Raw genomic sequence first — 19,058 nt, 5'->3', positions numbered from 1 at the left:
TTACACAGCGTCAAAACACCAGGCCAGGATACCTTTTTGCGCGTGCAGACGGTTCTCTGCGCCATCAAAGACAACCGAGTTCGGCCCATCCATGACATCAGACGTGACTTCCTCACCTCGGTGGGCAGGTAAGCAGTGCATGAACAGCGCATCTGATTTGGCTTCCGACATGAGCCGGCTGTTCACCTGATAGGCTTTGAGAAGGTTGTGCCGGCTTTCAGAGTCATCATCACCCATGGAAACCCAGCAGTCTGTCACGACACAATCCGTGCCTTTGATGGCTTCATATGGGTCGTCGGTCAGAACAATGGAAGCCCCCTCGGCACGCGCCTTTTCGATCAGCTCCTTTGGCGGCGCCAATTCTGACGGTGTCGCGATCCGCAACTCGAAATCAAACCGGGGTGCAGCATGAACCCATGAAGCAAGAACATTATTGCTGTCGCCCGTCCAGGCGATGCTCTTTCCCTTGATGCCGCCACGGTGTTCTTCAAAGGTCAATAAATCTGCCATGATCTGGCACGGGTGCGAAACCTTGGTAAGGCCATTGATCACCGGAACCGTTGCGTATTCTGCAAGTTCGTTCAAGGCCGTATGGTCCAGGATCCGGATCATGATTGCATCAACAAACCGCGAAAGGACCCTTGCTGTGTCCGCTATGGTTTCCCCCCGGCCCAGCTGCATTTCGGCCCCGGTTAGCATCAGGGTTTCACCACCCAATTCGCGCATGCCGACATCGAACGAGATGCGTGTTCTGGTCGAGGGTTGTTCGAAGACCATCGCCAACACTTTTCCGGCGAGCAGCCCTTCTCCGGGCCGCACACCGTTGCGGTCTTGTTTGATGCGCTTGGAGGCGTCCAAAATGCTCCGAAGTTCATCACCACCAAATTCGGTTAAATCCAGAAAATGCCTTGAATGTCCTTTTTGGGTCATTCGGCGGCTCCTTCCAATGTCAGTCTGCCTTCAAGGGCATGTGCGGCCTTTTCTAGGCGCGCGACCGCTTCAGCGATCTCGTCTTCGTTTATTGTGAGCGGCGGCAGGATCCGAAGAACATTGTCTCCCGCAGGCACGGCAAGCAGGTCTGCATCGCGAGCCGCAGTGACAACATCGGCAACCGGAGCGGCACACTTGATGCCCAGCATCAGCCCGCTGCCACGCACCTCAGAAAACACATGCGGATGCTCATCTACCAACCCGGCAAGCTTTTGCTTGAACACCAGACCACTGGAGCGGACTGTTTCCAGAAAACCGTCTGCCAATACCACGTCCAGTACCGCGTTGCCGACAGCCATGGCGAGCGGGTTGCCGCCAAATGTCGTCCCGTGTGTGCCCGGCACCATCCCAGCAGCTGCTGCATCGGTTGCCAGACAGGCCCCCATTGGAAAGCCGCCCCCGATGCCTTTCGCAATTGCCATGATATCCGGGCTAATGCCCGCCCATTCATGTGCAAACAGCTTGCCGGTCCGGCCGACACCGCTTTGGATCTCGTCCAAGATCAGCAGAATTCCTTCATCGTCGCACAAGGACCGCAGCTGGCGCAGGAATTCGGTTGGAATTTCGCGGATACCGCCCTCGCCCTGAACCGGCTCGATGGCAATAGCTGCCGTCTGCGGGCCTATGACAGACTTCAAGGCTTCAAGATCGCCCGCAGGCACCTGATCAAACCCGGGCGCCTTCGGGCCAAAACCTTCTAGATATTTGGCCTGACCACCGGCCGCGATCGTTCCGAGGGTCCGGCCGTGAAACGCCCCCTCAAATGTGACTATGTGGAAGCGCTCGGGGTTGCCTTGATCAAAATGGAACCGGCGGGCTGTCTTGATGGCCGCCTCCATAGCCTCTGCACCTGAGTTGCAGAAAAACACCCGATCGGCAAACGTTGCCTCGGCCAGCCGCGCACCCAGGCGCTCCTGCTCGGGCAGCTTGTGGAGGTTCGACACGTGCCACAGTTTTTCTGCCTGTAGTTTCAGGGCTTCAACCAAGTGAGGGTGGCTGTGCCCGACAACGTTCACAGCGATGCCGGAACCGCAATCGAGGAATCGTCGGCCGTCTTTCGTTACAAGCCAGACACCTTCCCCGTGATCGAACTCCAAAGCCGATCTTGCGTAATTTCCGAACAGCGCTGACGCCGACATTTTCCAACTCCCGTGGGAACTTTGCGTAAACAAACCTCAAAAGGCCGCGCACGAAGCATGCGAACTGAACCCATTCATTCAGCGCCCGCTTATGGTGGCCCTCAAAACGAATTGTGCCGCCCAATGAGGCGGCACGGCTTGCAAAATCCGTTATACACTGCGGTTTGCAGGTGGTGTCAATGAAAATGCCGCAAATGCGGATTTGGTTCAGCATTGCCGATTTTGCCTTTTGTGGGGAAAAGTCCATTCATCCCCATGTGATTAGCCCCCCCGTGTTGCCTGCGGTTTTAACGATATTGTAATCTTTGGGCAGTCAGACACGACATCTCGTGCAACACATCAATGAATGGCACAACATATGCCATTTCTGGCGCAGTTCTACTGTGCCTTAACAAAAGGTTATTGCCGTGTGGCGGCGGCCACTGACAAGGGGTGCGGCGAATGAGTTGGACGACTGAACGCGTAGAGCTTTTGAAAAAACTCTGGACCGATGGTCTGAGCGCAAGCCAAATCGCCGCGGAACTGGGCGGTGTAACGCGGAACGCGGTCATTGGTAAGGTACACCGGCTCGGCCTTTCCGGGCGGGCGAAAACCAACACGACTGCCAGCAAACCACGCCGTGCAAAAAGCACGGGCACCGGCTCCGGCACATCGTCGTCGAAAACCACCTCACATGCACCGCAGAGCATCGGTGCAACGGCTTTGAAAGCTTCGCCTGCTCCGACACCGGCGCCAGAGGCAGAGCCTGCGCCCGAGCCGATCGCGGAGCTTGTGCCGATCTCCCAGCGCGCAACCATCCTGACGCTGACCGAGCGCACCTGCAAATGGCCAATAGGCGATCCGGCAACGGATGATTTCTACTTCTGCGGACGCACGTCCGACGCTGGCGTTCCTTATTGCGCGCACCACTGCAAGATCGCTTACCAGCCGGTAAACGACCGGCGCCGCGACCGGCGCACTGAAGTCCGCGCTGCGGGCTAGCCCGAGCAACACAGACGAAAAAACCGGCCTTTTAAGCGGGTTTTTTGTTCTTTTAGCCCAGACTGCCTAGCCTGCAATCGCGAACTGGTCGTTGAAGGCGTAACCGGCGCCACGCACCGTTCGGATCGGATCCTTGGCTTTACCGCGGTTCAAGGCTTTGCGTAAACGGCCCACATGAACATCCACCGTGCGTTCATCGACATAAACGTCGTGACCCCAGACCCCGTCCAATAATTGTTCGCGGGAAAAAACACGTCCCGGAGATGTCATCAAGAACTCCAGAAGCCGGAACTCCGTTGGTCCGAGGTGGATCTCTTTAGCGTTGCGGCGTACACGGTGGGTTTCCCGGTCAAGTTCGATGTCCCCCGACCGAAGCATCGTTGAAACCACTTCCGGGCTGGCCCTGCGCAAGATTGCCCGAACACGTGCCATTAGTTCGGGGACAGAAAAGGGCTTGACGACATAGTCATCTGCGCCGGTCGACAAACCGCGGATGCGCTCCGCCTCCTCGCCGCGCGCGGTCAGCATGATGACCGGCAAGCGTTCGGTGTCTTCCCGCGTGCGCAAACGGCGGCACAACTCTATTCCGGAAAGGCCGGGCAACATCCAATCCAGGAGAAGCAAATCCGGCTGACTTTCGCGAAGCCGGATCTCTGCCTCGTCTCCGCGAGCACAGGACTCGACCGCGTATCCTTCAGCTTCAAGATTGTATCTCAGCAAAAGGCTGAGCGGTTCCTCGTCTTCGACGATGAGTACCTTCGGCATTCCCTACGCTCCGATGAACATGCCTGGGCGGCGTATGGCCGCCCAACCTGTTAGGCGTTTACAACACCCGTTTCGTCAACTTTTGGGCGGTCTTCGGGCAAACGCTCGCCGGTCACCATGTAGTAGACGTTTTCAGCAATATTGGTCGCATGGTCCCCAATGCGCTCAATGTTTTTCGCGCAGAAAAGAAGATGCGCACACTGCGTTATGTTGCGCGGGTCTTCCATCATGTAGGTCAACAGTTCGCGAAACAGCGACGTGTAAATTGCATCGACTTCACTGTCGGCTTCACGCACCTGACGTGCGGCCTCGGCGTCCTGCTTCGTGTAGGCATCCAACACATTTTTGAGTTGGCCAAGCGCAAGCTCCGTGATGTGCTCGACACCAATTGCCAGTTTTTTGGATTTCAGATCGCTGTCGATGGCTATGACACGTTTTGCGACGTTTTTTGCCAAATCGCCAACACGCTCAAGATCATTCGAAATCCGCCCAGCTGCCATGATCTCACGCAGATCGCCACCCATTGGCTGGCGCCGGGCAATGATCTCAACGAGCTTAACTTCAATTTCGCCAAGCAACTCGTCAAGCCGTCCATCCTGCTTGATAGTCGCTCGCGCAAGCTCAAGGTCTTGGGTCACAAGTGCGGACACGGCATTCGTGACCGTTGTCTCAGCGAGACCACCCATCTCGGCAATGCATCCGGCAATGGCCGTCAGCTCTTCGTCATATGATGATACCGTGTGTTCGGACATCACATATCCCTTCAATAAACAGAGGAAAGTCCGGTCTTAACCGAAGCGGCCGGTGATGTAATCCTGTGTGCGCTTGTCCTGCGGATTTGTGAAAATGTCCTGCGTTGGACCTTCCTCAACGAGAATTCCCAAGTGGAAGAACGCGGTGCGCTGTGAAACACGGGCCGCCTGCTGCATGGAGTGCGTCACAATTACGATTGTAAAGTTTTCGCGCAGTTCATCTATCAGCTCTTCGACCTTTGCTGTGGCAATCGGATCGAGCGCCGAGCACGGCTCATCCATCAAGATGACTTCTGGGTTAACCGCAATTGCGCGCGCGATGCAAAGACGTTGTTGCTGTCCGCCGGACATGCCGGTACCTGGTTCGTCTAGACGATCCTTCGCTTCTTCCCACAGACCGGCCTTTTGCAGGCTGGAGGCCACGATTTCATCCAACTCGGACTTGTTTTTGGCAAGACCATGAATGCGCGGACCGTAGGCTACGTTGTCGTAGATCGACTTCGGGAAAGGATTTGGCTTTTGGAAAACCATTCCGACCTTCGCGCGCAGCTGTACCGGATCAACCTTCGGATCGTAGATATCCTCACCGTCAATCAGGATTTCGCCTTCAACGCGGCATATGTCGATGGTGTCGTTCATGCGGTTGATGGTGCGCAAGAAGGTGGACTTACCGCAGCCGGAGGGACCGATGAAAGCGGTCACGGAGCGTGGCTGGATGTTGATGTCCACATCCTTGATGGCGTGTGTTGTACCATAGTAGACCTGCACCTTACTGGCTGCAATCTTGGTTTCGCTCATTTCGTCCGCCTTGTCGATTTTGGGCATCTCTTTCATGGGATCAAACTCTCTTACCAACGGCGCTCAAACCTGCGGCGCAGGATAATGGCGAGAATGTTCATGGATAGAAGGAAGATCAGGAGGACAATAATGCCGCCCCAGGCTTTTTCGTAGAATGCAAAGTCAGACCGGGCCGCCCACGTGTAGATCTGGGCAGGCATCGCGGAATTCGGGTCGAGGAACCCGCCGACAAAGCTGTCCGGATATCCACGCGCGACAAAGCCGACCATGCCGATGAGCAGCAGCGGCGCCGTCTCACCAAGGGCCTGCGCCAAACCGATGATTGTCCCGGTCAAGATGCCTGGCATGGCCAGCGGCAAAACATGGTGGAACACGGCCTGCATCTTTGAAGCGCCGACACCGAGTGCCGCATCGCGGATGCTCGGCGGTACCGCCTTCAGCGACGCCCGTGTTGAGATAATGATTGTCGGCAAGGTCATCAGCGTTAGGACGAGACCGCCGACCAACGGGGCCGACTGTGGCAAGTGCATGAACTGAATGAACACTGCGAGGCCGAGAATACCGAACACGATCGACGGCACCGCTGCCAGGTTTGAAATGTTCACCTCGATCAAGTCCGTAAACTTGTTCTGCGGGGCAAACTCTTCAAGGTAGATGGAGGCTGCAACACCAATCGGAAGCGACAGAAACAACACCACCAGCATCATAAAGAGCGATCCGACGACGGAAGCTCCGATGCCGGCACCGCCAGGATTGTCCACGCCTGAGTCCGCCCCCGTGATAAACGGCCAGTTGAAAACGGTCTGGATGATCCCACCCTCGACCAGAACATCAACAAGATCCAGGTCGGACTTCATCAAGAACCGGCTATCCGTGATGTTGTCGCGTGTCAGGCGGCCGTTCAGATAGCCATCGACACGGGACGACGCAGCCAGCTCGAATTCGACCGGCTCACCAAGCTGATCTGGATTTGCCAGGTAGTACTGCCGGATCGTATTCCCCGGCTTGCCGACAATACGTTCGATCGCAGTGATATCGAAGGGAACCGCAATTTCCTTTTCCTGAAACTGCTGGCTCATTGCCTCCGTAAACACGCCTTCGTAGGCGCGGGTCTTGAAGAGCTGGCCTTCTGCGTCGTCGAATTGTTCCTGCGTCACCGTGAATTCGACGGTTAGCACCGTGCGGGTGAATGCCGGGATACCCTCGCTGATGATCGAGTAGGCCATCACTACCAGGAAGAACAAGCCGATCAGAATTGCAGTGATGCCGTAGGCTTGAAACCGCTTCTCAGATGCGTTGCGCTTTTTGGTCAACGCGTCTTCTTTATACAGCGAGGTTTTCTGGGGCACGGAGCTGTCCTTGCCATCAGAGGCTGCGGGAGAGGAAAGAGTTGTATCGCTCATCAGTCGTACTGCTCCCGGTATTTGCGCACGATGTAAAGTGCGACGACGTTAAGACCCAGCGTTACGATGAACAGTGTCATCCCCAACGCAAATGCCACGAGCGCAACAGGAGATGAGAAGTCTGCATCACCCGTCAGCTGGCTAACGATTTTTGCTGTGACAGTTGTCATGGCGTCGAAGGGATTGAGGCTCAAACGCGCGGCGGCGCCTGCCCCCAGAACCACGATCATCGTTTCACCGATGGCCCGCGACGCGGCAAGCAGGATCGCACCTACGATGCCTGGGAGAGCTGCCGGCAGAATAACCTGCTTGACTGTCTCCGACTTGGTTGCACCCAACCCGTAAGATCCGTCGCGCATGGCTTGCGGCACCGCATTGATGATGTCGTCTGACAACGAGCTTACAAACGGAATAAGCATGATCCCCATGACAAGACCTGCCGTCATGACAGCGGTGCCGGCCTGCATGATGCCAACTCCATCAGGACCGAAAATGGACACCAGGAGCGGTCCGACGGTCAAAAGCGCAAACAGTCCGTAGACGATGGTCGGGATACCGGCAAGGATTTCGAGCAGCGGCTTCGCGACGGCTCGCACTTTCGGACCTGCATATTCTGATAGATATACCGCAGCGAACAGGCCGATCGGCACTGCAACGATCAAAGCGACGAAGGAGATATAAAACGTGCCCCACAGCAGCGGGATGATGCCGAGCTCCGAATTCCCGCCTCGCCCGGAAAAAGTGGGAGACCAGGTGAGCCCGAAGAAAAAATCGAGCGCTGGATAGAGGCGGAAGAACTCAATGGTGTTGAACACCAGAGAGAAGACGATGCCAACCGTCGTCAGGATCGCAATCGATGCCGCGGCGATCAGCAACGCTTTAACGCCTTGCTCCACCGTGTTGCGCGCCCGGAAATTCGGTTTCGATTCCAGAATACCCCACGCTGCACCGGCAAGCGCTGCAAGCAACACCGCAATCGTCATGAGCAGACGTCCTGTCGAATTCAGGATCCGGTATTCTTGCGCGGCTCGCAGGATTGGCTGAGTGATCTGGGATGTAACGATCTGGCCCGCGTCCCGGAGCCGTGTTGTGATGTCGTTAAAGTCAGCGCGCGCATTACGCGCGAAGTCTTCGTCCATAATGCCGGCGGCCACCGCATTGTCCAATCCGCTCGCAGCCCGGCGCACCTCGGCGAGCACCAGCCCACGGGACGACCCTTCGGCAATCGCGGTTTCCGGGATCAGACCAGAAACGCTGTTATTGACGATGATGGGTTGCGCGAGCAGCCAAACAACCATGATCAGAAAGGCGGGAACGGCGACCTTCATTGCGACATTGGAGCCGTAATAGGAAGGAAGCGAATGGAGCTTGACGTGTTCGCTTGCGGCGCCAGCCAAAGCTCTTCCACGCCCGAGTACGTAACCCACCACCGCAATGGCAAGGACGATCAAAATGAGCCAGACTACAGGCATCGGCTTCCCCGGATTTTATATGAAATTTCCAAAAAGGAGAAAGGGGCGGCGGAATATGCCGCCCCTCAAAAATCGGCCTAGACCGACTTACTTCATGGTATCTTCAGCTTCGATCTTGGCTTGCGTAGCAGCCAACTCCGGATCGGAAACCAGGCCATACTGAGCCAGCGGGCCTTGCGGGCCAGCAATTTCGTCAGCTACGAAGAACTGAGCGTACTCTTTCAGGCCCGGGATAACGCCGATGTGTGCCTTCTTGACGTAGAAGAACAATGGACGGGAAACCGGGTACTCACCAGAAGCGATCGTCTCAGTGGACGGCGCAATGCCGGTCATGGTAGCGACCTTCAGCTTGTCGGTGTTGTTCTCGTAGAACGCCAGACCGAAAACACCAACGCCATTCGGGTTGGAATCGATGCGAGCCAGGGTCTCTGTGTAGTCACCGTCGATGTCGACAGACTTGCCGTCGGTGCGAACTGCAAGACATGCGTCTTCAGCGTCGTCTTCGGACATGCCACCGTCCATCATCGCCTTCATGGCGCCGGACTCTTCACAGCCAACGAGGAGAACTTTCTCTTCGAACACTTCACGGGTGCCGTGCTTGGTGCCCGGGATGAAAGCAGCGATTTCAACGTCCGGAAGCGAAGAGTCAACTTCCGACCACTTGTTGTACGGGTTGTCGACGATTGCGCCGTCTACAAGCACCTTAGGAGCGAGCGCGTTGTGCCACTGGACCGGTGTGAAAGCGGTGAAGTCAGGACCATCTTTTTGGGACGCGAAAACGATCCCGTCATAGCCGATGCGAACTTCGATAATGTCGGTCACACCGTTTTCTGCGCAAGCCTTGATCTCTTTTTCGCGGATCGCGCGGGAAGCGTTGGCGACGTCGATGGTGTTTTCGCCAACACCTTCGCAGAAGCGCTTCAGGCCAGCAGAAGAACCGCCGGACTCAACAACAGGCGTCGGGAAATCGGTGTTTTCACCAAATACTTCTGCGACGATAGATGCGTAAGGCAAAACGGTAGAAGAACCGGCGACCTGAACTTGGTCACGAGCCTGGGCGGCACCAACCATTGCAGTGGAAGCAACGGCAAGAGCCGTCGCGCTAACGAGGGTCGTAAATTTCACTTGACCACTCCCTTTGAATGTCAAGGTTTCTTGGATAACCGCATAGGTGTTAATAACCCAAGCGATGAGCGCGACCGTAGAGCCAGCGCATGAGACTATTATGACATATGAGTTTCAGTTTTATGACACTTTAAGCTCTTTTATTTACTTATCTATTTTACATATTTGACAAATATATGTCACTGAGACGAGTAGGTTTTTGACGCCATTTCGACACCGGTCGAAACATTAACCGTGACAGTCAATTTGCGACATTTTGCCAGCACAGCGCTCTCTAAAAGAGTGTTTTCAAGACTTGCACACCTATAAAGAGAAGTCAAAAGACAACGTTACGGCAATTTATGTTTGGATTGCGAACTCAGAACCGGGCGCCGGATCAAAATCGCAGCGGTTCTAACGCGAGAGCCTTGTCCGCGAGATTTTCACGGTCTTCGTCCGGAAGCGGAATAAGCCCTATTGAAGCCAAATAACCGTCATCCCCCAAGGCGTTCTCAGAGGTAAATTCGGCGATATAGGCATCAAGACCGGGGATTTCGCCGTGATGTTCGGTTTTTACGTAGAAGTACAAAGACCTGGAGACCGGATAGCTCCCACCCGCAATGTTGTCGAACGTGGGAGCAACCCCCTCAATGACAGCGCTTTGAATGAGTGCCTTGTTTTGATCGACAAACGAAAAGCCAAAAATACCGACCGCAACAGGGTTTGACCCAAGCTGCCGAACGATCAGCTCATCGTTTTCACCCGCCTCGAGAAACAACCCATCGGTTCGAAACTGGGTGCATTTTGAAGAATCCGAAACATTCAGATCTTCACATCCCTGTTCCATCACCAGTTCTTCAAAAGCGTCGCGGGTACCAGATGTCGGCGGTGGCCCGAGGACTTCGATCTTGGCGTCCGGCAATACCGGATTTATGTCCGACCAACGTTTGTAGGGGTTTTTGATCATCTGCCCGTTTGACGGCACTTCATCGGCAAGAGCTTGAAATATCTGCGCACGCGTGAGTTTGAACTCCGGACCACTGCGTGAATTCGCCAGAACAATTCCATCAAAGCCAATCACCACCTCTGACGGCGTGACACCGTTTGTCAAGCACGTCTCGAGTTCGCTGGGTTTCATGCGGCGCGAAGCATTTGTGATATCCGGTGTACTCGCCCCTGCTCCCGCGCAAAAAAGCTTTATCCCGCCGCCAGACCCGGTTGATTCCACCACCGGCGTTTTAAATCCGCTCACGGCCCCAAACCGTTCGGCGACAGCTGTCGAGAACGGGAATACCGTAGAGGATCCAACTATCAGGATGCGATCACGGGCTTCCGCATGGGTTGCGGCTGCGGTCACGGCCAGGATGGATGCCAGCACCATCAAATATCGCATAGATACGAACCTTCAAATCGTCTGCAGGCCCAACACAACCTGCCTGCACTATCTTGCCATGTCACAACAGCGTAGGTAGTCGTACGCTCCAGCTGTTTCAGTTGTGCGACATGATTTAAATCTAATCGTATTCGATCCGTTCACTACTGGGCACTCCGTCGGCCAAGGCCATCGCATCGGCACTCGGAAACCTAACGCGGAATTCGGATCCCTTGCCAACCGTACTGTCGATCTCGAGCCGGCTGCGGTGCCGGGTCAAAATGTGCTTGACGATCGCCAGACCCAAGCCGGTGCCTTTCAACGCACGGCTGCTGTCAACATCGACACGATAGAACCGCTCGGTCAGGCGCGGGACATGCTCTTCAGCTATTCCCTCACCATAGTCCCGGACCGAGAGCATAGCCCCAGGGCTGTTCGGACCACCTTGAGACGCGGTAACCGTGACATCTATATGCTTGCCGTTCGACCCGTATTTCAAAGCATTCTCAACGAGGTTTTCCGCAACTTGGATGAGCTCATCGCGATCGCCGACGACCATCGTTTCCACGTCAGGAAAGTGTGTTTTGATCTCCATGCCCAATTCGCGCGCCAAAGGAGCGAGCGCATCCGAGGTGTGGCGAGCAATCTCGACAAGGTCCACCTTGTTTGCCGGCTTAACATGCGCTTTCAACTCAATTCGAGACAATGAGAGAATGTCGTCAATGAGCCGACGCATACGACCCGCCTGTTCAAACATGATCTGCAAAAACCGGTCTCTCGCCTCCGGGTCCTCCCGTGCGGGGCCTTGCAAGGTTTCGATAAACCCGGCCAAAGACGCCAGAGGCGTTCGCAATTCATGGCTCGCATTGGCCACAAAATCGGTGCGCATGCGTTCGAGACGGCGCTGTTCAGTCAAGTCGCTGATTACGACCAGCACAAAATCGGGCAACCTTGGAAGCCTTGTGTCAGCCGTGGGCACAGGCATGTAAATCGGTGACAAACTGGCTTCGAAATATGCCTCAGTCGGCACCTTTTCTACCCAGGTGATTTTTTCGGATGCTCCAGCGGTACATACCCGGTCAAATGCCTCCAGCAAAGACGGAGCCCGGAGCGAAAAGGACAGGGGATCTCCAGGTTTAACCGATCCATAGACCGCGCCGGCTGCCCTGTTGACATACCGTGTGATCCCGCGGCTGTCGGCGATAAAGCAGGGCGCGGGCAATGCATCCACTGTCAGCTTCATCCCAGTGCCCGGCCACATGCGGCGCATGCCGCTCTGCTTGGCCACTTGCAAGATACGTGAGCGAGGTCTGCGCGGTACGAATGCCGCGATAAGCGCCAAAAACACCCACCCGCCAATTGCAGGACCAGCTGGAACTTCGTAACCGGCGACTGCTGCAGTGCCAAGAGCCGCCGCCGCAACCAGAAGCCAGCGCGCTTCCCGAAAGCGCGTCAGCGGCGATACTGGCTTGATCTGCTCGTTTTGTTCTTCCGGCATCATCAGCTCTTGAGGCGCGTCAACGATGGACACTGTTGGAAATGCACGTGAATTTCATTAGTCGCCTTATAAAAATTAAATATGAAGGCGAACCGCCCTAGCGCGGTGGGGACTGCTGATAGCATGGAATGCATGTCATTCAGGCGACAGCCGGCAACAAAAATAGATTGTAAATACTGACAATGAAAATTTGCCCTTTTGCCTGCCGCGGCAGCTGACTTCATCCGCTCCAATCGCATGCGCCAACCATTTGCACCTCTCATATGCTCGAAAACGCATATGCTTGGAGCCCGTGGCACAAGAATTCAGAATGCTTGACCCATATTTACGATTGTTTACCTGCCTCCCTGAAAGTCAACACCGCACGGCTGGCTTGGGCGCTATCCGGTACAGGTTTGCGGTGAGGCGACACTTGCCACACCAGCCGCAAATAGATCGGTTCATGAAAAGACAGGACTGTCCCCCGGCTTGAGCGACGGCCGGCACTGTCGATTTCATGGCAAAGACCGACAATCTTTGGTTCAACCACGGTGTCCGCGATTACACCCTGCGACCCAAGGAATGGCAACACCCAACTGGAATTGAGATCATTTATGAATAACGAAAAGGCCGCTTTCCGTGGCACTTTCAGGGTCATCACCTCTTCAAGAGCTAGATCGGTCTCTATTCCCCCTCATGCGGAAGCGCCTCATGCCAAACAGGATTTCAGGGCAAACGTGTTGCAAATCGATTGATTTCGAGCGATTTGGACCATCACATTAAGCCTGACGGATGAGGACAACCACCACTTCATTGAAAGTATCAATCTTGACGCGGAAAAATCGATATGCGGCACACTGTTGAGTTCGACCCACACTATGGCAACGCTGTAGAAGTAGCCGATGGTGTCCGCCGCTTGACTGCGAAAAACCCGGGCCCTTTTACATTCCATGGGACCAACACCTACTTGGTTGGAACTCAGAATATCGTTGTGGTCGATCCGGGCCCGGACGACCCTGCTCACGTTGATGCCATTATGAAGGCTGTCGCAGGCGCGCATATTGCGGCAATCTTCGTTTCGCACACTCACATGGACCACTCTCCAGCAGCACGCCGATTACAAGAGAAGTCCGGTGCCCCGATTGTTGGCTGCGGACCACATAGCGCGGCGCGGGACCTTGCCATTGGGGAAGACAATCTTCTGGATGCCAGCGCCGACAAAACTTACAGCCCGGATCAACTGCTCACCGATGGGAACCGCGTCGTTCTCGGCGACGCCGAGTTTGAGGCCTTGGATACTCCCGGACATACGGCAAACCATATGTGCTTCGCGCTGACCGGCACCAATATTTTGTTTTCCGCCGATCACGTTATGGCCTGGTCGACGTCAATCGTGGCTCCGCCAGACGGCAGTATGAACGCCTATATGATGTCGCTCGAGAAGCTGATCCTACGGCCGGAAACACATTATTTGCCGGGCCATGGCACCGATCTTCAAAATGCTTTGCCATACGTCGAAGACCTCATCGACCATCGAAAGAAACGCGAAGCTGCCGTAGTGTCGGCTCTATCAGCCGGTGCAAAAAAGATCCCGCAGATCGTGGACCATGTATATGTTGGGCTGAACCCGAAGCTCAAGACCGCGGCCAGCTTATCTGTCTTTGCGCAGCTTGAGTGGCTGGTCGACAAAGGCGAGGTCATAACAGACGGGCCCCCAAGACTGGATGGACTTTACCGAATAGCCGATTGAGCGCGCGTTTCTATACCGCTTTATCCATCAGCCGCTTCATCGGCGCCATCCAGGTAGGGCTTGAACTCGGGTACCGGGATCGAGGGAAATTCGGGTAGAATGCCCGAATCCGAATCTGGTTCAGCGCCGCTGAGCTCTCCCTCTCCTAAGTCCTCCTCGACCAAGACCGGTTCGAATTCGCCGTATGTTTCGAGCAAAATTCGATCAAGTTCCGAATAGACGCGCCGGATCGTGTCCGCAGTGTCAGACAGCCCTGCAACCGGAAAGCTGGACACGGCCCTGATATCCAACAGGGCGCCCAACGGATCTGGCCGGATGCGGAGCGTCACGGAGCTTGGTAGCCCTGTCAGAAGGTTACGGGTAGAAAATTGTATCCTGGTGGCCGAATCAGCAAGATCTGGCGGCAACTCATCACTAAGCGTCCAGCCGTTTTGGGCGCCGACCAGCAGTGCTGCAGTATGCAGCCGGCCCGGCGCAACCCGATAGCGGCGGGACACAATGTCAGGGTAGGCCTCCATGACATTTTTCTGCGCCTCGACACCTACCGCTACGGCAAGCAGCCTTACATTCTGCAACAAGGAAGAATTCTCGGGCTGTGTCCATGCCGGCCGGTTCGGTCCAGTTGCGAGATCCCCTGAACTGCGAATTTCGGGCGGATCTTCCATATCGGTAGAGATGTCTCCCAATCCGGGAGAGCTGACAACCCCAGATACCAGCAGACCTACAGGCAAGAAAACGAGAGCTCCGAATGCGCACCCCGCCACAGCGCGGGCTGCCCCCTCGCCCCCCTTTTTCCAAAGTCGTCCCAGAGCAACCATTCCGAGCAGAAGCGCAAAGATCCCGAACAGACCGGCACTCATCAACGCGAGCAGCGCTGTTTCGGGATCAACAATTCCTAGCCGCATCGCAAGCAAGGCGATCACCAACACAGGAAGAGACAAGACCCCGATACGATAGGAGAGGCGCGCCGAACCTGACTGGTAGACCGGAAAGCGTTTCAAAGGTGACAATCCATATTCGCTAACAGCATGCACAACGCCTATGCCAGCTCACCGAGAATAGCAGCATCTACATTGACCACAATTGCCAGCGGTCCAGTGTTCGAAACATGAGCCTCGCTCGAAGTCTCGCCCGGCAAACCGACGGTGAATTGCATTTTGTTAAAGTTTTATGAAAAGGCAAATTTTATGAATAGCGGTTACAAATCGTTATGGTTTTTGACTGGTCAGACGGTCATGAAACTTTCACAGTTAGCTTACGCCGCGTTTTAAACATAAAGCTCTGTAATGTTCATGGTGTTGAAACTATGACGCCAATTGGGTTCGAAGACTCCAGGGGACTAAAATGTCTGACAGCACTGCCCGCCAATCCAAGACTCAAACCAACTTGGAAAACCACTACAAACCGGTGGGCATTCCGGCTCTAAGCGCCGCTGCACTTTGCAAACGCATGGCACCTGCGGACAAAACAGCCAAGTAATCAGTTGCCATTTTGGCACACCAAAAGTCTTGTGGCGGCGCGTTTCAATCGTGACCTATCCAGGGCGGCTGGCACCTTCGCGCGTTTTACGGACATGACGCCTGTCGCCGAATGTGGCTAACTTCGAAACATCGAGGGCACTGTTTTGCGGCCCTCATCATTCCGAAGTCGCGGAGCCACATATGATCATCGCTTACTGTCCTGCCTCAACAGGCCTGCAACGTGTGGTGCTTGAGGAGGGGCAGGCGATACCGGCAAACGCCTGCTGGATCGACCTGTTCACGCCTAGTAAAGGCGAGCAGATCGCCGCCGAGCAGTTAATGGGCGCGCAAATCCCGACACGGGAAGAAGTGGCGTCTATCGAGACGTCAGCACGTTTGTACGACGAACCAGGCGCGATCGTGATGACAGCTCTGCTGCCGATGGCCGCTGAAAACCCGGATCCATCCCTGTCCTCCGTAATATTCGTATTGAACGCCAAACGCATGGTCACCGTACGGTACGGAGAGCCACGTTCACTGGTTATTTTTTCCAAGAAAGTCCAGGCAGACATCTCTATCGCACACACTGGACCGGCGCTGTTCTTTGCTATGCTCGACATCGTGGTCGATCGGTGCGCGGACATTCTGGAGGAAGCATCGGCTCGCTATGACAAGCTGTCGCTTCAGGTTTTTGAGGAAGGGTTGAGCTCGCGCAAGACAACCCTCTACCAGGATGCTATCCGGGCCCAAGGCCGGATAGGTCTTAGAACGGCGAAGATGCATGAAGTGTGTGCCAGCCTGTCACGCGTTACGCTTTTCCTGGGCACTCATTCCAAAAAACTCAACCTGTCGACCGACCAAATTGACATGTGCAAAACCATTGGCCGCGACATCCACTCCATCAAGGAGCACGGAGACGCGCTAGATAACAATCTTTCCTTTCTTCTCGATGCAACAATTGGCCTTGTGACGCTCGAGCAGAACCAAATCATCAAGATCTTTTCAGTTCTCGGTGTCATTTTCTTGCCACCAACACTGATCGCTTCGATCTATGGCATGAACTTTGAAAACATGCCTGAACTGAAATGGAGTCTCGGGTTTCCGTTCTCAATCGTCCTGATGGGCGGCTCTATCGCACTGACATTCCTGTTTTTCCGGCTCAAAAAACTGCTCTGAGGGGTTAGCGAGTAGCAAGGCTAACCCCTTCGCTAGCCGGGCTAAAAACCCTAGGGATACAGCCGTTCCTTTGTCCAGGCGCCGTCCGGTGCCGAGCGCTGGAAAAGTACCCTGTCGTGAAGACGGAACGGCCGATCATGCCAAAACTCGATAGATGCAGGAACCAGGCGCATGCCCGACCAATGGTCCGGGCGCGGAATATCACCAACACCAAATTTCGCGGTATACTTGGCCACTTCCTTTTCCAGCGCGAACCGGCTTTCGAGCGGTCGCGACTGCATGGAAGCCCATGCCCCGATCCGGCTTCCGCGCGGACGCGACCGGTAATATTCATCGGCTTCCGCATCAGCAACTGGTGCGACTGTGCCCCGTATCCGGATCTGGCGACGCAGAGATTTCCAGTGAAAACACATGGCTGCCTTCCCGGCACTGAGCAACTCTCGCCCCTTGGTGCTTTCAAAATTTGTGTAAAAAACAAAGCCGGCTTCGTCGAATCCTTTCAGCAGAACCATGCGAACGTTCGGAAGTCCTGTTTCATCAACAGTTGAAAGCGCCAACGCGTTCGGGTCATTCGGTTCCGACTTGCTGGCGTCTTCAAGCCATTCACCAAAAAGAGAAAACGGGTTCGCTGCTTCACTGAAGTCACCATTTGTTAACTCTTCTGTATTTTTATTAATGTCTGTCATCCTGCGCCTTTTCCGCGAAACGATGGCATGTCCCCCGGCGCGTATTTGCCGGTAAATAAGGACTATGCGTGTGATTGGTAAGTGGCCACATATGGTTGCGCTGTGCAAGATCCAGCCGCGGGCGGTTCTGGCTGCTGCCATACTTCCGGTCCTTGGGGCTTGCACCCAAGTAACGGTTCCGCTTGGCAGCAATGATGTGCAAACGCCAATCGTTCTTTCCGGCGAAATGGGTCTTTCTGCCGACGAAGCTTTCACCGATATTGACGCGCAGGATCGCGCGGAGATTGCAGCGGTTCTCGCCGACCTGATCAGCAAAGAAACGGCTACGCAGACCGTTGCAACCGAGATGCGCTGGCTAAACGGTGAAAGCGGGAACTCAGGAACTGTCTCCAAGTTGGACCTCGCCGATTATCAGGCGACCGGATGCTTCTCTTTCCAGACAACTGCGAACACCATTGCCGGGGTAAAACTCTACTCCGGCACCGCATGCAAGGATGCCCGAAACATTCTTGATGTGGCCTCCTTGCGCGTTACGGAAGCTTGATTAGCCGACGGTAACGTATAAAGTTTGATGCGCAGATTTCGTGACTCTCAAAACTTGGATTTTTTTCCTATCAACCCAATATAACGGAAGACATCCTCATAATACCGTCACATCTGACAGCAGACTTTTCGGTGGCTTATGGTCGGCCGGCCATGTTAGGCCGCCACGCTACGAAACCTGGTAACAAAAAATGCGCGATCCTTACAGCGTTCTCGGTGTTCCCAAAAATGCCAATGAGAGCGAGATTAAAAAGGCCTTTAGGCAATTGGCCAAGAAATACCACCCGGATCAAAACAAAGACGATCCGGGCGCGCAAACGCGCTTTGCCGAGGTAAACCAGGCCTATGAGATCGTCGGCGACAAAGAAAAACGCGCTCAGTTCGACCGCGGCGAAATCGATGCCGAAGGAAAACCGAAATTTCAAGCCCACGGCTTTGACGGCTTTAGCGACTTCCAAGAACATCGCGGCCCGGGCGGCGCGCGCGGCTTCCGTTCTCAATCGGCTTCCGGTTTTGGCGGTGGGACAGGCGCTTTCGACGATATCTTAAATGACATCTTGGGCGGTTTTGGCGGTGGCCGTCGCGCGCGCGCTGATGCCGGGCCTGGAACCGGCCCAGCCGGCGCCGGGCGCGCCGGCCCCGCACCGCAGAAAGGGAAAAATGCCGAGATTGTCGCACGGGTCGCCTTGGAAGACTTGGTCAACAGTCAGAAGACCCAGGTCACATTGCCCAACGGCAAGACGGTGAATGTGAACATCCCGCCCGGTACTGGAGAGGGCGAAAAAATCCGCTTGCGCGGTCAGGGGTATCCGGGCGAATTCGGTGGAGAGGCTGGCGATGCGCTCGTCGAGATCCGGCTGCGGCGTCATAAACTCTTTGAGGTGCATGGGTCGGATCTGCATCTCGACCTACCAGTTACCCTTTATGAAGCCGTTCTAGGCGCGAAAGTACGTACACCGACACTCTCAGGTGCGGTCAATCTCAATGTACCTGCCGGGTCATCCAGCGGGAAGATCATGCGTCTGAAGGGAAAAGGCCTGCCAACAAAAGGCGGCGGCCATGGTGATTTGCTGGTCAGAATAGAGATCCAGCTGCCGCAAAACCCAGACAAAGAACTCGAAACGCTGATGCGGGCTTGGCAGCAGGTGTCCCCCTACTCTGCCCGCGGGCCAGAATTCGACTGAACACTT

18 protein-coding genes are annotated in these 19,058 nt (G+C 55.2%); 6 read left to right on the top strand and 12 right to left on the bottom strand.

Going from position 1 to position 19,058, the window contains the following annotated elements; translation table 11 throughout:
• Together argF and JM93_RS14260 are read right to left on the bottom strand one after the other, a co-directional pair.
• Window positions 1–930, bottom strand: coding sequence for an ornithine carbamoyltransferase (gene argF, locus JM93_RS14265; RefSeq protein WP_145344572.1), 930 nt, complete (start codon window positions 928–930; stop codon window positions 1–3).
• Window positions 927–2,129 (bottom strand): aspartate aminotransferase family protein, encoded by a 1,203-nt coding sequence (locus JM93_RS14260; protein WP_145344569.1) that lies wholly within the window; start codon window positions 2,127–2,129, stop codon window positions 927–929. Before JM93_RS14260 ends, argF begins: the two co-directional genes overlap by 4 nt.
• Before the next feature lie 441 nt (window positions 2,130–2,570).
• On the opposite strand from JM93_RS14260, the gene JM93_RS14255 reads away from it, so the two are divergent.
• Window positions 2,571–3,110: a GcrA family cell cycle regulator gene (locus JM93_RS14255; protein ID WP_145344567.1), complete on the top strand. Its 540-nt coding sequence runs from the start codon at window positions 2,571–2,573 to the stop codon at window positions 3,108–3,110.
• Window positions 3,111–3,176: 66 nt separating this feature from the next.
• On the opposite strand, the gene phoB is transcribed toward JM93_RS14255, so the two are convergent.
• The 8 genes from phoB to JM93_RS14215 all read right to left on the bottom strand — a co-directional run bounded on the left by phoB (window position 3,177) and on the right by JM93_RS14215 (window position 12,307).
• The gene (phoB, locus tag JM93_RS14250) at window positions 3,177–3,875 is read right to left on the bottom strand and encodes a phosphate regulon transcriptional regulator PhoB (RefSeq protein ID WP_145344564.1); all 699 of its coding nucleotides are present in this window, start codon (window positions 3,873–3,875) and stop codon (window positions 3,177–3,179) included.
• 50 nt (window positions 3,876–3,925) lie between these two features.
• Window positions 3,926–4,627, bottom strand: coding sequence for a phosphate signaling complex protein PhoU (gene phoU, locus JM93_RS14245; protein WP_145344561.1), 702 nt, complete (start codon window positions 4,625–4,627; stop codon window positions 3,926–3,928).
• A 36-nt stretch (window positions 4,628–4,663) separates the two neighbouring features.
• On the bottom strand, window positions 4,664–5,452 hold the full coding sequence (gene pstB / locus JM93_RS14240) for a phosphate ABC transporter ATP-binding protein PstB (RefSeq protein ID WP_244300857.1): 789 nt from the start codon (window positions 5,450–5,452) through the stop codon (window positions 4,664–4,666).
• Window positions 5,453–5,475: 23 nt separating this feature from the next.
• Window positions 5,476–6,828, bottom strand: coding sequence for a phosphate ABC transporter permease PstA (gene pstA, locus JM93_RS14235; protein ID WP_145344555.1), 1,353 nt, complete (start codon window positions 6,826–6,828; stop codon window positions 5,476–5,478).
• A complete protein-coding gene (gene pstC / locus JM93_RS14230; protein ID WP_145344552.1) occupies window positions 6,828–8,300 on the bottom strand; it encodes a phosphate ABC transporter permease subunit PstC in 1,473 nt (490 codons plus the stop codon). Before pstC ends, pstA begins: the two co-directional genes overlap by 1 nt.
• A gap of 87 nt (window positions 8,301–8,387) precedes the next feature.
• On the bottom strand, window positions 8,388–9,371 hold the full coding sequence (locus tag JM93_RS14225) for a substrate-binding domain-containing protein (protein WP_145345240.1): 984 nt from the start codon (window positions 9,369–9,371) through the stop codon (window positions 8,388–8,390).
• A gap of 430 nt (window positions 9,372–9,801) precedes the next feature.
• Entirely contained in the window at window positions 9,802–10,797 is a 996-nt protein-coding gene (locus JM93_RS14220; RefSeq protein WP_145344549.1) for a substrate-binding domain-containing protein, read from the bottom strand.
• 121 nt (window positions 10,798–10,918) lie between these two features.
• Window positions 10,919–12,307: an ATP-binding protein gene (locus JM93_RS14215; protein WP_341873635.1), complete on the bottom strand. Its 1,389-nt coding sequence runs from the start codon at window positions 12,305–12,307 to the stop codon at window positions 10,919–10,921.
• Window positions 12,308–13,100: 793 nt separating this feature from the next.
• On the opposite strand from JM93_RS14215, the gene JM93_RS14210 reads away from it, so the two are divergent.
• The gene (locus tag JM93_RS14210; protein ID WP_145344546.1) at window positions 13,101–14,003 is read left to right on the top strand and encodes an MBL fold metallo-hydrolase; all 903 of its coding nucleotides are present in this window, start codon (window positions 13,101–13,103) and stop codon (window positions 14,001–14,003) included.
• A 20-nt stretch (window positions 14,004–14,023) separates the two neighbouring features.
• On the opposite strand, the gene JM93_RS14205 is transcribed toward JM93_RS14210, so the two are convergent.
• Window positions 14,024–15,004 (bottom strand): DUF4190 domain-containing protein, encoded by a 981-nt coding sequence (locus JM93_RS14205; protein ID WP_145344543.1) that lies wholly within the window; start codon window positions 15,002–15,004, stop codon window positions 14,024–14,026.
• A gap of 343 nt (window positions 15,005–15,347) precedes the next feature.
• Here JM93_RS14205 and JM93_RS22295 point away from each other — a divergent pair, with 343 nt between their 5' ends.
• Entirely contained in the window at window positions 15,348–15,482 is a 135-nt protein-coding gene (locus JM93_RS22295) for a hypothetical protein (RefSeq protein WP_280114430.1), read from the top strand.
• Between the two features lie 182 nt (window positions 15,483–15,664).
• The gene (locus JM93_RS14200; protein ID WP_145344540.1) at window positions 15,665–16,639 is read left to right on the top strand and encodes a magnesium transporter CorA family protein; all 975 of its coding nucleotides are present in this window, start codon (window positions 15,665–15,667) and stop codon (window positions 16,637–16,639) included.
• Between the two features lie 50 nt (window positions 16,640–16,689).
• On the opposite strand, the gene pdxH is transcribed toward JM93_RS14200, so the two are convergent.
• Window positions 16,690–17,325: a pyridoxamine 5'-phosphate oxidase gene (pdxH, locus tag JM93_RS14195; RefSeq protein WP_145344537.1), complete on the bottom strand. Its 636-nt coding sequence runs from the start codon at window positions 17,323–17,325 to the stop codon at window positions 16,690–16,692.
• Between the two features lie 64 nt (window positions 17,326–17,389).
• Between pdxH and JM93_RS14190 the strand changes: the two genes are divergently transcribed.
• Both JM93_RS14190 and JM93_RS14185 read left to right on the top strand, forming a co-directional pair.
• Complete coding sequence (locus JM93_RS14190) at window positions 17,390–17,869, top strand: RT0821/Lpp0805 family surface protein (protein ID WP_145344534.1); 480 nt, start codon at window positions 17,390–17,392, stop codon at window positions 17,867–17,869.
• 190 nt (window positions 17,870–18,059) lie between these two features.
• Window positions 18,060–19,052 (top strand): DnaJ C-terminal domain-containing protein, encoded by a 993-nt coding sequence (locus JM93_RS14185; RefSeq protein WP_145344531.1) that lies wholly within the window; start codon window positions 18,060–18,062, stop codon window positions 19,050–19,052.
• The last annotated feature ends 6 nt before the right edge of the window (window positions 19,053–19,058 follow it).

The organism is Roseibium hamelinense, assembly GCF_007830545.1.
Lineage (GTDB): Bacteria > Pseudomonadota > Alphaproteobacteria > Rhizobiales > Stappiaceae > Roseibium > Roseibium hamelinense.
Note: the sequence above shows the minus strand (reverse complement) of the source record. Positions and strands in the feature narration are given on the sequence as shown.